The organism is Bradyrhizobium arachidis (assembly GCF_024758505.1).
GTDB classification, from domain to species: Bacteria; Pseudomonadota; Alphaproteobacteria; order Rhizobiales; family Xanthobacteraceae; genus Bradyrhizobium; species Bradyrhizobium manausense_C.
Window position 1 is genome coordinate 8,663,287 of sequence record NZ_CP077970.1, and the last position, 12,982, is coordinate 8,676,268.

Genomic DNA, 12,982 nt, shown 5'->3' on the forward strand with positions numbered 1-12,982 from the left:
CATCAGGGTGATGCGCTGCCCCAACAAACGCGGTGACGACGACTCAAGTTCCGCCCCTGCACGCGGCCGTGACGTCACAGTCAAGCGAACGCGACTTCACGAGTCCGCGATGGAACCGCCTAGGACTGTCTGCGTTCACCGGGATATGGGCCGCGCGGGCAATGGGCTCCGTGCGGGGAGAACGATTGTGCGCGTCCTTCCCAGTGAACGTCTGATTTCCGGCAACGACGAGGGCACACCCCTTCCCGACAGCAAGAGCGAATTGCCGCCAGTGATCCGGCGGACCGAATTCGTTGCCTTTGCACTGGCTGGGATGTTCGTCATCTGTGTCGTCACCGTCCTCTATGTCGGCAAGCCGTTTTTCCTTCCCGTGGTGATGGCGTTCGTGACCGGCACCATGCTATCGCCGGCCGCGAGCTTCCTGGAGAAGCGGAACGTGCCACGCTCGCTCGGGGCCGTGCTGATCGTGGCCACGGTCACAGCCGTCGTCGTCTTCGTCGTCGGCCTGATCGCAGCCCCGGTGATGGAATGGAGCTCGCGCCTGCCGGAATTGGCGGCACAGCTCAAGGACAAGCTGCACATCTTCGACCGGCCGCTCGCGCTCTGGCAGGAGCTGCAATCCATGCTTGGCGGCTCCGAGGGCCTGCCGAGCCTTCAGATGCCCAAATTCGAATGGGTGCAGCCGGCGCTGGAATTCCTGTCGCCGACCTTCACCGAGTTTCTCCTGTTCTTCGTCACCCTGATCCTGTTCATCGCGAGCTGGCGTGACCTGCGGCGCACGCTGATCATGACGTTCGGCGATCGCGACGCGCGGCTGCGCACGCTGCGGATCCTCAACGAGATCGAGGTCCATCTAGGCAATTATCTTCTGACCGTCACTGTCATCAATATCGGGGTCGGCATTGCCACCGGCATCGTCTGCGTGCTGACCGGCATGCCCAATCCGGCCGGTCTCGGTGCGCTCGCTGCAACCCTCAATTTCATCCCGATCATCGGACCGGTCGCGATGTTCGCCGTGCTCGTCCTGGTGGGTCTCGTCGCGTTTCCGACGATCGGCGGCGGGCTGATGGCGGCGCTCGCCTTCGGCGGCCTCACCTTCCTGGAGGGACATTTCATCACACCGACGATCATCGGCCGGCGGCTGGCGCTGAACACCCTCGCCGTTTTCCTGGCACTCGCCTTCTGGACGTGGCTGTGGGGGCCGATGGGTGCCTTCCTGTCCTCGCCACTCCTGATCGTCGGATTGATCCTGAAGGAGCATCTGTTGCCGCCGGATTCGCCGCAGCTTCCAGGAGACTAAACAAGCGATTGAACGTGGGATTGGACGGCGTTTGATGCGGTTTCCGCGCACGGAACTTCCCGGGGAGCGAAACGTTTCCCGGCTAGCTCACCGTCCACAGTTCGGAGCTTTTGATGTCAATGAGCAATGGCGAAACCGGAATGAGAGACTGGACTGACAAGTCCACCAGAGAACGCCTCGAGAAGGATGTAGCAGCCGTGAAAAGCGATATCGCCGCCCTCACCGACCAGATTACCGATGCACTCAACACGTTCGCGAATTCGGCGGGCAAGCAGGCCCGGCGCGGCTACAAGCAGGCGCGCCAGAATATGGATTCGACGCTCGACGACATGTCGGAGCGCGGCAGCGCCATGATGGGCGCGGCGCAGGACGCGGCCTCCTCGCTCGAGGAGACATTGGAAGAGGCGATTACGGAGCGGCCGCTCGCGACCGTCGGAATTGCGCTCGGCATCGGCTTCCTGATCGGCCTGGCCTGGCGCCGCTAGAGCATGATCCGGAAAAGTGTGCAGCGGTTTTCCGACAAGATCATGCTCAAACAAGGAGCTAAAGCGCGATGACGATTCAACCTAAATTCTTCGCGCTTTAGCGCCAAAAGCAGCGTTGACCGCGGCGCAGTGCGGCGCCGCTTCTGCCTGAGGGAGATGAGAGGCGACAATGTTTCAGCGCATCATGGACGGCATTCGCGCATCGACCGGCACGACCGTGCGCCTGACATCTCTCGCCTTTGCCGCCGGCCTCGCGCTGTTCGTGACGACCTCGTTCCTGTGCGCGGCGGCTTTCATCGCCGTGCTCCAGGCCTATGGACCCGTGCAGGCTTGCCTCACTGGGGCCGGCATATTCTTCCTGCTGACGCTGCTCGCCGGTCTTTGCTATGTCGCGTACAAGAAGGATGCCGAGAAGCGGGCGGCAAGAGCCGCAAAAGCCTCGGCGCAAAGCATGCTTGCCGATCCCATGCTGATCGCGACCGGCTTGCAGGTCGTCCGGGCCATCGGCGTCAAGCGGCTGGTGCCGATTCTCGCGATCGGCGGCCTTGCGCTGGGGATTTTGGCGAGCCGCGCGGGCGCGGCGGACGATGCGTCGGCCGAAGCGGCCGAATAAGAGCTTCAGCTAAAACGTCGTGCCGGTCAGGTCACGCAGCGTCCGGGCTGCAGCAGCTTGGCGACCTCCGTCAGCGAGCTGACCACGGGTTCGCACGCGATCGTCGGCTTGCGGTTCCTCTGCAGCAGCGTGGGCGATTTGGCCGCATTGCCGGTTTCGATCACGGCAGGAACGCGCAGCAAGACTGACGTATCCTTGAGATCGTTGAGGCGCATCGACACTGTGCGCGTGGGAACCGCCGACGGTTTTGGATCGGCGACGCGGTCGGCCTTCCCGGCGCGGTTGACGTTATGGCTCGGCTTGTCCGCAACGGCCTGCCAGCGGTCGGCGAGATCATGGCCCGAGGCCAATTGGACGGCACCGAGCGTCAGTGTGACGGCGACTGCACCGAAGAAAGCTTTGCTGATCTGTGACATGGCTGTTCGTCCCTCGCCCCATGGCGATCGACGGAACAACGCTGCCGAAACATCCAGAGTTCGGACGCGCCCCGATCACTTAACCGTGTGCAAAATATTTTGAGGAGAGGCGGAACGACTTCTGCCACCGGGAGTCATCCCTGCAGCCGGTTATTCCCCCCTGCCCCATAAACCGGCGACGTAGGGCGCGACTGTGGTGATGCCAGTCGCGCCTTACTTTTTTCGACGAAAATCTACTATACTTGGGAAGCCGCCCCACCATCCGCCCACCATTGCACATTTGGACGAACCGGCCGGAAGTCCTGATCGTTGGAACTGCGGGGCACGCTCGCGGTATAGTGAAGCTAGGAATCCGTCGGATCACGGCAGATGGAAGGAACGCAGTGAGAGCTGTGCGCGCGGTGCGACAAGTATGGAAATCAACGCGAGTCCGGCTGCAGGCAAGCGCATCCCGTCAAGCTGAAAGGCCGCGGGCGTGGGTGCAGTTACCCGAGCCTCTCTTTGCCGCTGGCGCTTGAACAATTCACGTCGAGCAGTGATTGAAGTGAAGATACAAGCACCAAGCGCCGACGTCCGACGGACCTCGTGTCCAGTTTTCCTGCGCCTATCAACTCGTAGAGCATGGTACGCCCCAGGCCTGTGGCTTGGCACGCTTCATCAATCGTACAGGTCAACCGCTCGGCAAACGGTATTTTTCTTTGGTCGGAAGGCTTCGAGGCGGGGAGATCCTGCTCGACTTGTTCTCCCGGATTTCGACGCATAGGCTCCGCCTCTCAAACTCGACTGACGAGAGTTGCTTGAGCAGCCAAAAAACGTCAATGCGAACACATGAGCGCCGCCGCGTACTATGGCGAAAACCAGCGATGATTAGAAAAAGTTCGGCTTGCGGTTTCGGGTCGAACTTTTTTCGGTCTTCGCTGCTGCGATCGCGAGACCGGCCTCCGCATTCCAAGAAGCCATTTGGTGACGAGAAGGACGCCTAGGACACGGAGGACCAGTTCAGGCGTCGACCGATCAACGGATAGGGGCCGTTGTGTCATACTGCTCCGATTTCGGAAAGTTCGGCATAGCGAAGTTCCGGCACCAGCGGACCTGTTCTGTTCGGCGGAGCCGCGGCATGCGCGCGTCGGTGCTCGGTCCTAACAAAGGGATTGCCAAAGTCAGCTTGCCAAATACCTGCGCGAGTATCTCATTTCTGCGCGAAGCTACCAGCACCATCTCACGCCTCCATCGGGAGGATTTCTGTCAGGCCTCCGGAGCTCAAATAGGAAGCAGGACCAGGCACCGCGCATTCATTAGACCTAATCGATTGCGCCACCGCGCGACCGGCAGCCGATCGGTTGAGCTTAATCCGCATGCTCTTCTTTCACTATCTGGTCGGCAATGCCGCCGCGCATGGGGAGGATTAAGCCGCGCTTTACAGAGCCGACGTGCCTGACCTCGCCCCGCTTTATGATGCGTCTGTACGGCCGCCTACTCGCGCCTGGCCAAGAAGCTTGCCACGACGCTTGGCGGGCGCTCGGTCCCGGATACGATTCAATTGCAGCACTTGCTAACACTCGTGCCTGCAACACGCGGCGTGCGGCATCTACTCATAAAGGATATCCAGAAATCGGCGAGGCGGATCCGAAGAGCAGCGGATGATCTGCTTGTGGAGTTGGAAGAAGCAGGCATCGGTCCCGGCATTTTCAAACCTATCCGAGCGGCGATTGACACACGCGCTTCCCATCTATTGCGGATTATAGAGAAGGCTTGAAACAGCCGACGTATAAGACGGCCTAATGCGCTAAATATGCGCATCACCGAAGTCAAGTTACTCTTGCCCGCATCGCGCCCTCCGCCAATGGTCGTTGCAGATGACGCACTCGAACAAGCTGCGTGGGGCGCAGCCGCGAAGAGAGGCGACCGCCCCCAACTGCACCGGCGCCGATGGCGGGGCTTTCCAATTGAAGTAATTCTTGCTGCAGGCGTCGTACAGGTGTTTGATTTGCTCCAGGTCGTGTAAGGTTTAGAAGCGAGAATGATGGCCAACGCGCCCGAGGTCCATAAAGCTCATCTGGTACGATCGGAGCTTGGCATGAGAGCGGCACAATACGTCCGCATGTCGACACAGCGCCAGCAATACTCGATTCAGAATCAGGCTGCTGTGATTGCAGCATACGCACACGCCCATAGCCTGACGATTGTACGAACCTATCGCGACGAGGGTGAGAGCGGTCTGCTCATCAAGAACAGGGCCGGCCTTATACAGCTCATCAAGGATGTCCAAACAGGAGAAGCCGATTTTGGTCATGTTCTAGTCTATGACGTAAGCCGGTGGGGCCGCTTTCAGGACGTCGACGAGAGCGCGTATTATGAATTCGTCTGCAAACAGGCGGGCATCAAGGTAACATATTGTGCTGAGCTGTTTGACAATGACGGCAGCATGCTCTCCAGCATCGTCAAGAACATCAAGCGAGTAATGGCGGCGGAGTACAGCCGCGAGCTTTCAGCAAAGGTTCACATTGCGCAGTGCCGGTTCGCGCGACTTGGCTTCAAGCTCGGAGGTCGCCCTGGTTATGCACTGTTGCGGGAACTTGTCGATCAGAGTCAGCAGTCACGAGGTGTGCTGAAGAACGGTGATCGGAAGTACCTCACGACTGATCATATCCGAGTGCGACCCGGCATTCCCGACGAAGTAGCCGTGGTGAAGTGGATCTTCGAGCGATTCCTGCAGATAAAGTCGGAAGCGATTATCGCCCGGGAGCTAAACCGGAGGGCCATACTCACGAACACAGGAGTTCGGTGGACTCGTGCAGCGGTTAACAGAGTGCTTAGAAACGAGAACTACATTGGAAACCAGACCTTTAACCGCCGATCACGCAAGTTGCGGCGGACCTGCACCTGCAATCCTCCCGAATTTTGGATCACCAGCGAGGGATGTATCGAGCCGATCATCGAACGCGAAGCCTTCCTGAAGGTAAATAAGATTATTGAGGAACGGCGTGTCGACCTCACTGAAGAGGAGATGCTTGCCCGTCTACGCCGAACGCTGCTCAAGGAAGGACGCCTGAGCTCCGCTATCATAGCCAGCACGATAGGTCTTCCCTGCACCTCCACCTATCAAACTCACTTCGGCAGCTTGATGAACGTGTATCGGCTGATTGGCTACGCTCCCAAGCGCAGCTATGGGTTTCTTGAGTCGCGCCCGCGGTGGGCGGAGCAAGAGGCCAAGCTCGGCTCTCAGATCGCCATGGCCATCAGGAAAGCCGGTGGTCGCACCGCCTCTGGCAACAGGACGGGTTACTTGCGCGTGGATGGATCGGTCAACATCTCAATTCGATCAGCCCTCTGGTGCGGAAGGCAAAATCGAGCGCCGTACTGGTCGATCAAGCGTAGAGCACGCCTGCCTCAGGGCTGGATTGCCGCCATCAGGCTGTCTGAGCATAACGAGTCGGTGCTCGATTACGTGCTGCTGTCGACCCACGAGAAAGTAAAACGAACCATAAACTTTTCTGAGAGGGCTCGCGTTCGCCGTGGAATCGCTCGCTTTGATACTACTGACGCTCTGGCTCGAGCGATCACGAAGCGAGTAACTCGGAAAGGCCGTTCTTCCCCAGCGCCACAAGGCAAGCGATCGAGACCAAAGCAGCCCAAGGCCAAGAACGCCCGCGCGCGGCGCTGATCAAACGCAGGTACAGAACTCCGCGAAGCAGTGCTTCACAATTCTTTTAGAAGCTCAGATCTCGAGACCTTCTCACTTGCCGCGTTTCGCTGTCTAGGAGCGACATGCCTCGCCGTTGGCTTTGCCCCACTACTCGTTCAGCGTCCCGCGACGGAGGCCAGCGTGCCTGCCCATAATGGCCCATTGATCGGATCCAGGCCTTCATCAGTGCTGTCGACCGCGCGTCATCTGGCGCCGTCCAGAGATCAACCTTCGCGGCGGGACCGAGATCAAGGAGCATGACCCCAGCTCTTTGTACCGGAACCCGTCACACCATAAGGCATGGAACGCCTTGACGGCGGCTTGAGCGAAAGTCGCCGTGTTGGCGCTCGCGATGGCAAGCGTAACGCCCGGTCGCATGATATTGCGAATCACACCAGGCTTGAACGGATTGCTCTCCACCAAAAGGCTCACGTAGTGCCGTTGCAAGAGCCTGACGACGGTTTTAGCGATTGCCATCCTTGCCCTCGCCAAAAGCAACCGCAAAACCAACGAAATCAACCGCTATTCCGCCGCTCATAACGGTCTAGTTACAGGCTTGATTCCGGCCAGCTCCGTAGTAACGCATTGTGGAACGCGCTGCTCAGTCCCGGTCGAGCAAGGAATACCGTGACCAAGCTCCTGCGCCGGCCACCTCGTTTCTGCGCCAAGCTACCCAATAACCGCACGCGCGACCCGAAGCTCTTTCCTTTCGTCGATGCCTCCTTTTGGTTGGCGGCAAGCGATCGTAGTGCGGGGTGGAGGCATGGCCTTCAAGAACGAACACACTCGGATCGAGGCGTTCGGGTCGGCGGATAAACCTGCTGCCGGGAAGAACCTTGTAGATGAATCTGTCCTGCATCTCGCCCGTCTCATTGGGCGGCAGATAGCTCGCGAAGAGTTTGAACGGCGGCACGGCAAGGCGACACGACCTTTCCGACGCAAGGGCGAATTAACGACCTGAAATAGGGCATAGCAAATTGTGCAGCTTCGCAGCCCGCTTTTCTCAGTTATGCCTCACCATCGAGACGCCGAAGGTAAGCAGACGGTTCATTTCGCACCGACGTAAGTCATCGCTTTAGGGCTAGTCTGCGAGCGAACCAGTTGGGTTTTCATCCCGCAAAGGTTGTTCGGGCTAATTAAAGCCAACTTCCTCTGATTGTTCCAGCAATTGCATAGCGGTGCTGTGCACTTGATCGCGGGGAAACCGTAAGGAGCTTGTCGATGACTCGCGTTGCGCTTTATGCCCGTTATTCGTCCGACAATCAGCGTGATGCGTCGATTGAGGACCAGTTTCGGATCTGCCGAGAGCATGCGAAGCGCGAGAAATGGAAAATCGTCAACTCCTATAAGGATGCCGGCATCTCTGGCGCCAGCATGATCCTCCGGCCGGGCATTCGGGCTTTGTTGCAGGATGCTCAATGCGGCGCGTTCGACATTGTTTTGGCTGAGGCCTTAGATCGTATCAGCCGCGATCAGGCCGACGTGGCTACTCTATTCAAGCAATTGCGCTTCGCGGGCGTGCCGATCCTCACGTTGGCGGAAGGCGAGATCAGTGAGCTTCACGTTGGACTTAAGGGTACGATGAACGCGCTGTTTCTCAAGGACCTTGCGGCCAAAACGCACCGAGGTCTACGGGGGCGCGTGGAGGACGGCAAGTCGGGTGGCGGACTCTGCTATGGCTATCGCGTCATCAAGAAGGTGGATGAGCGTGGCGACCCAATCCGCGGCGATCGTGAGGTTGATCAAGCCCAGGCCAACGTGGTCGCTCGCATTTTTCGCGATTTTGCGAAGGGGATCAGTCCGCGCACGATTGCCAAGACCCTCAATGATGAGGGTGTGAGTGGACCGGAAGGAAAGCTATGGAACGACACAACTATCCGCGGGCACGCTAAGCGCGGGACCGGTGTTATCAACAACGAGTTGTACGTTGGTCGCCTAGTCTGGAACAGACAGCGCTATGTAAAGGATCCGTCGTCGGGGCGGCGCGTGTCGCGCCTCAACCCAGAGTCAAAATGGATCGTCGCCGACGTTCCAGAACTGCGCATTCTCGATGACGCGCTTTGGCAGGCGGCTAAAGCTCGTCAGACCGAAATTGCAGACAAATACGTCAACGTGACTGAGGCCATCCGGGAACACCATGCTAAAAATCGGCTGAACAGCGCGCGCCGCCCAAGGTCGTTGTTGTCCGGATTGACCTTCTGCGGCTGCTGCGGCGGCCCCTATTCGCTGCGAGGTGCGGACCGCTTCGTTTGCTCTGCGCACGTTACTAACGGCTCTTGCTCGAACGGCAGGACCATTCCGCGCGAAGAACTCGAACGGCGCGTCCTGGCCGGATTAAAGGACCGGATGATGGCGCCGGAGGTGGTTGCCGAGGCGATGCGCACCTATGCAGAAGAGACAAACCGGCTCAATCGCGAACGGCGTTCAAACGGTGAAGCTTGGCGATCGGAACTGGCCAAGGTGGAGAAGCAGATCCAAGGGATAGTTGAGGCCATCAAAGAGGGCATGTTCCAGCCGTCCATGAAGGCGGCGATGGATGGGCTCGAAAATCGCAAGGCAGAACTGGTCACACTTCTCGGCGAAAGTCAGTTGGATGTGCCAGATATCCTGCCGAGCACCTCAAAGGTTTACGCCAGAAAGGTCGGACGTCTCACAGAAGCGCTGAACCAGCCGGAAGACCGGACGGAGGCCACAGAAGCGCTACGCAGCCTGATCGAGCGCATCGTCCTGGAACCTGGTCCCAATCGTGGCGTGCTGAACGCGACCCTCTATGGCGAATTGGGCACGATCCTGGGCTGGATGACCCGCCAAGATCATGAAAACTCTACCAAAACGAAAACTCCCGCAGCGGTGGCTGCGGGAGTGTCGGTATCGGTGGTTGCGGGGATAGGATTTGAACCTATGACCTTCAGGTTATGAGCCTGACGAGCTACCGGGCTGCTCCACCCCGCGTTAAACCGTTGCACGCCTTCGCAAAATCCGCCGACGGGCGAGGGACCAGCGCTTGTCGCGTGGCGTTCGCGTCCCAAAGGCTTCCTTGGAAGGCAACCCTGATGGCGCTGAGGCCGTCGGGCGCGGGGGTTATCTATCAACCCGGGTTGGCTTTGGAAAGGCCTGAGGCGACGTTTTTTTCGACTTTATGACAGGTGAAATGGCGGCCTCTGGGGGCAAAAAAGCCAGCCCTTGCCATAAGTTCCGCAAAGGGCCAGCTTGCGGCAACAACATAAGCCGGGAACGCCATTTTGGGGAGAGCGCCTTGTTAGGGAGAGCGCCTTGGATCAGCCGCTGATGAGCGCGCCCCTGCGCGCGCTGGACGACGCCTTCCATGCCATGGTCGAACGGTCGCGCACCTCGCCCCCGCCGAGCCTGGGCGAGCGGCACGACCGGCTGGCGCGCTTAAGGGCCGTGGTCGCGGACAATGAGGAGCGCTTCCGCCAGGCGATCTCGGCCGATTTCGGCCACCGCTCGGCGGTCGAGACCACCATCGCCGAGACGCTGCTGGTGTTCTCCGAGGTGCGCCACGCCACAAAGCACCTGAAGAGCTGGATGGCGCCGCAGCGCATCGCCACCGCGCTGCAATTCCTGCCGGCGCGCAACCGGCTGTTTCCACAGCCGCTCGGCGTCGTCGGCATCATCGCGCCCTGGAATTATCCGCTGCAGCTCGCACTGGCGCCCGCGATCGGCGCGATCGCGGCCGGCAACCGTGTCATCATCAAGCCGAGCGAGCTGGTGCCGCATTTTTCCGCGCTGCTGCGGGAGCTTGTGGCCGCGCGATTCGATGCCACGGAGATGCTCGTTACCGGCATCGAGAACGAGGTCGCAAAAGCGTTCCCCACCCTGCCCTTCGATCATCTTGTCTTCACCGGTTCGACCCGGGTCGGCCGGATCGTCGCTGAAGCCGCAGGCCGCAACCTCACGCCCGTGACGCTCGAGCTCGGCGGCAAGTCGCCGGCGATTGTCGATCCCTCCGCCGACCTGGAAGAAGCCGCCGAGCGCATCGCCTATGGGAAGCTGCTCAACGCCGGGCAGACCTGTATCGCGCCCGATTACGTGCTGGTGCCGGAGGCCTCGCTGCAGGCGTTCGCGGAAAAGGTGCGCGCGCATATGCGGCGCATGTTCGGCACCGATCCCAACAACAAGGATTACACCTCCATCATCTCCGATCGGCATTATGCGCGGCTGGAGCGGCTGGTGGCCGATGCCGCGCAGCGCGGCGCAAAGATCCTGCAGCCGGCGAAGGCCGATGATCCCAACTGGAAGGCGCGGCGGAAATTCCCGCCAACGCTGGTGGTCGGCGCTACGCCTGAGATGGCGATCATGCAGGAGGAGATTTTTGGGCCCGTGCTGCCCGTGATGGGCTTTCGCGAGGCAGCCGAGGCTATCGCCTTCATCAACGGCCGCGACCGGCCGCTGGCGCTGTACTGGTTCGGCAAGGACCGCACCGCGCGCGACGAGGTCTTGATGCGCACCGTGTCCGGCGGCGTCACCGTCAACGACTGCCTGTTCCACTTCACGCAAATCAACCAGCCGATGGGCGGCGTCGGCGCGTCCGGCGCCGGCGCCTATCACGGCGAATGGGGGTTTCGGACGTTCAGCAAGCTGAAGCCGGTGTTCTATCGCTCAAAACTCAACCGGCTCGCGGATCTCTACCCGCCCTATGGCGGCAAGATCGCGCGGCTGGAGAAGATGATGCGGTTCATGTCGTAGTTGTAGCTCGTCATTCCGGGGCGCGACGAAGTCGCGAACTATGGTGCGCAATTGCGCACCTAAGAATCCATTGCGCCACCGTCTCTGCGGTCAAATGGATTCCGGGTTCGCGCCAAGAGGCGCGCCCCGGAATGACGACGGAGGGGGAATACAAGTGACCGACACATTCGATTTCGTGGTCGTAGGCGCAGGCTCCGGCGGCTGCGCGGTGGCGGGGCGGCTGTCGGAGGATGCGGCGACATCCGTGGCGCTGCTCGATGCGGGGGGACGGAACGACAATTGGCGGATCACCACCCCGTTCGGGCTCGCGCTGCCCTACAGTGCGGCCAACTGGGCATTCGACACCGTGCCGCAGAAGGGCTTGAACGGCCGTGTCGGCTATCAACCGCGCGGCAAGGGCCTTGGCGGCTCCTCGGCGATCAACGCCATGGTCTACATCCGCGGCAACAAATGGGACTACGACCACTGGGCCTCGCTCGGCAATGCCGGCTGGTCCTATGCGGACGTGCTGCCCTATTTCAAGCGCTCGGAGAACAACGCCGATTTCGACGGCGAGTATCATGGCAAGGGCGGCCCGCTGCATGTCAACAGGCTGCGCTCGGACAATCCAATCCACGACGTCTTCCATCAGGCTGCGCGCGAGGCGCAGTTCCGCATCCGCGAGGACTTCAATGCCGAGGACCATGAAGGGCTCGGCAGCTACCAGGTGACACAGCACAATGGCGAGCGCTGGAGCGCGGCGCGCGCCTATGTGCATCCTCACATCGACAAGCGCACGAATCTGCGCGTCGAGACGGGGGCGCAGGCAACAAAGATCCTGTTCGAAGCAGGGCGCGCGGTCGGCATCGAATATGTGCAGGGCAAGCAGACGAAGCAGCTGCGCGCCCGCCGCGAGGTGATCCTCGCCTCCGGCGCCTTCCAGTCACCGCAACTCCTGATGCTGTCGGGCGTCGGCGATGGCGAGGCGCTTCGCGCACACGGCATCGGCGTCGTGCACCATCTGCCGGGCGTCGGGCGCAATCTGCAGGACCATCCGGATTTCGTGTTCGTCTACGCCTCCGACTATCCGCATTTCGTGCACGCATCGCTCGGCCGATTGCCATCCCTGCTCCGCGCCATCCAGCAGTATCGCAGCAAGCGGCGCGGCCTGATCACCACCAACTTTGCCGAGTGCGGCGGTTTTCTGAAGACCCGGCCCGATCTCGACGTGCCGGACATCCAGCTTCACTTCATCATCGCGATGCTCGACGACCATGGCCGCAAGAAGCACAAGGAAGCAGGCTTCTCGTGCCACGTGTGCCTGCTGCGGCCGAAGAGCCGCGGCAGTGTCTGGCTGAAGAGCGCCAATCCGCTCGCAGCGCCGATGATCGATCCGAATTTTCTGGGCGAGGAGGAGGATGTCGAGACGATGGTCGCAGGCTTCAAGACCACGCGACGGCTGATGGAGACGCCTGCGATGCGCGCGTTGCAGAAGAAGGACATGTTCACGGCTGACGTGAGAACCGACGACGACATCCGCAACGTTCTGAGGAACCGCGTCGACACCGTCTATCACCCCGTCGGCACCTGCAAGATGGGCACGGATGCGATGGCCGTGGTCGATCCGAAACTGAAGGTGCACGGGCTGGAAGGTCTTCGCATCGTCGACGCCTCGATCATGCCGACCCTGATCGGCGGCAACACCAATGCGCCGACGATCATGATCGGAGAGAAGGCGGCGGATATGATCAAGGCGGAGATGCGGTAGTGTGAAGCTGTCGCGTCGTTTTCCGCTGT

10 protein-coding genes and 1 tRNA gene are annotated in these 12,982 nt (G+C 60.4%); 8 read left to right on the plus strand and 3 right to left on the minus strand.

From position 1 onward, the window contains the following. The first annotated feature begins 187 nt into the window (after positions 1-187). The 3 genes from KUF59_RS40335 (at position 188) to KUF59_RS40345 (ending at position 2,398) form a co-directional block, all read left to right on the plus strand. Positions 188-1,300: an AI-2E family transporter gene (locus KUF59_RS40335; RefSeq protein WP_212456843.1), complete on the plus strand. Its 1,113-nt coding sequence runs from the start codon at positions 188-190 to the stop codon at positions 1,298-1,300. Between the two features lie 113 nt (positions 1,301-1,413). Continuing rightward, positions 1,414-1,785 carry an ElaB/YgaM/YqjD family protein gene (locus KUF59_RS40340; protein WP_212456844.1) on the plus strand — a complete coding sequence of 124 codons (372 nt, stop codon included), beginning with the start codon at positions 1,414-1,416 and terminating at the stop codon, positions 1,783-1,785. A 169-nt stretch (positions 1,786-1,954) separates the two neighbouring features. Next, positions 1,955-2,398 carry a hypothetical protein gene (locus KUF59_RS40345; protein ID WP_212456845.1) on the plus strand — a complete coding sequence of 148 codons (444 nt, stop codon included), beginning with the start codon at positions 1,955-1,957 and terminating at the stop codon, positions 2,396-2,398. A 26-nt stretch (positions 2,399-2,424) separates the two neighbouring features. Here the strand turns inward: KUF59_RS40345 and KUF59_RS40350 are convergent, their stop codons facing one another. Then, the gene (locus tag KUF59_RS40350; protein ID WP_212456846.1) at positions 2,425-2,814 is read right to left on the minus strand and encodes a hypothetical protein; all 390 of its coding nucleotides are present in this window, start codon (positions 2,812-2,814) and stop codon (positions 2,425-2,427) included. A 485-nt stretch (positions 2,815-3,299) separates the two neighbouring features. Continuing rightward, positions 3,300-3,575, minus strand: coding sequence for a helix-turn-helix domain-containing protein (locus KUF59_RS44490; protein ID WP_408918056.1), 276 nt, complete (start codon positions 3,573-3,575; stop codon positions 3,300-3,302). 1,259 nt (positions 3,576-4,834) lie between these two features. Between KUF59_RS44490 and KUF59_RS40355 the strand changes: the two genes are divergently transcribed. The 3 genes from KUF59_RS40355 (at position 4,835) to KUF59_RS40365 (ending at position 9,418) form a co-directional block, all read left to right on the plus strand. Further along, positions 4,835-6,478, plus strand: a complete 1,644-nt coding sequence (locus KUF59_RS40355) for a recombinase family protein (RefSeq protein WP_258767992.1) — start codon at positions 4,835-4,837, stop codon at positions 6,476-6,478. 784 nt (positions 6,479-7,262) lie between these two features. Then, positions 7,263-7,460 carry a hypothetical protein gene (locus KUF59_RS40360; protein WP_258767993.1) on the plus strand — a complete coding sequence of 66 codons (198 nt, stop codon included), beginning with the start codon at positions 7,263-7,265 and terminating at the stop codon, positions 7,458-7,460. Between the two features lie 260 nt (positions 7,461-7,720). Continuing rightward, a complete protein-coding gene (locus tag KUF59_RS40365; protein ID WP_258770077.1) occupies positions 7,721-9,418 on the plus strand; it encodes a recombinase family protein in 1,698 nt (565 codons plus the stop codon). On the opposite strand, the gene KUF59_RS40370 is transcribed toward KUF59_RS40365, so the two are convergent. Continuing rightward, positions 9,375-9,451: transfer RNA gene (locus KUF59_RS40370), tRNA-Met, on the minus strand. The two genes, KUF59_RS40365 and KUF59_RS40370, sit on opposite strands and share 44 nt — an antisense overlap. Positions 9,452-9,787: 336 nt before the next feature. Here KUF59_RS40370 and KUF59_RS40375 point away from each other — a divergent pair. Both KUF59_RS40375 and KUF59_RS40380 read left to right on the plus strand, forming a co-directional pair. Continuing rightward, a complete protein-coding gene (locus tag KUF59_RS40375) occupies positions 9,788-11,206 on the plus strand; it encodes a coniferyl aldehyde dehydrogenase (protein WP_212460512.1) in 1,419 nt (472 codons plus the stop codon). Between the two features lie 154 nt (positions 11,207-11,360). Beyond that, entirely contained in the window at positions 11,361-12,953 is a 1,593-nt protein-coding gene (locus tag KUF59_RS40380) for a GMC family oxidoreductase (RefSeq protein ID WP_258767995.1), read from the plus strand. The last annotated feature ends 29 nt before the right edge of the window (positions 12,954-12,982 follow it).

Coding starts and splice junctions, on each gene's coding strand:
- KUF59_RS40345 (WP_212456845.1), top strand. CDS start 1,955: ATGTTTCAGCGCATCATGGACGGCATTCGCGCATCGACCGGCACGACC.
- KUF59_RS40360 (WP_258767993.1), top strand. CDS start 7,263: ATGGCCTTCAAGAACGAACACACTCGGATCGAGGCGTTCGGGTCGGCG.
- KUF59_RS44490 (WP_408918056.1), bottom strand. CDS start 3,575: ATGCGTCGAAATCCGGGAGAACAAGTCGAGCAGGATCTCCCCGCCTCG.
- KUF59_RS40365 (WP_258770077.1), top strand. CDS start 7,721: ATGACTCGCGTTGCGCTTTATGCCCGTTATTCGTCCGACAATCAGCGT.
- KUF59_RS40350 (WP_212456846.1), bottom strand. CDS start 2,814: ATGTCACAGATCAGCAAAGCTTTCTTCGGTGCAGTCGCCGTCACACTG.
- KUF59_RS40355 (WP_258767992.1), top strand. CDS start 4,835: ATGATGGCCAACGCGCCCGAGGTCCATAAAGCTCATCTGGTACGATCG.
- KUF59_RS40340 (WP_212456844.1), top strand. CDS start 1,414: ATGTCAATGAGCAATGGCGAAACCGGAATGAGAGACTGGACTGACAAG.
- KUF59_RS40375 (WP_212460512.1), top strand. CDS start 9,788: ATGAGCGCGCCCCTGCGCGCGCTGGACGACGCCTTCCATGCCATGGTC.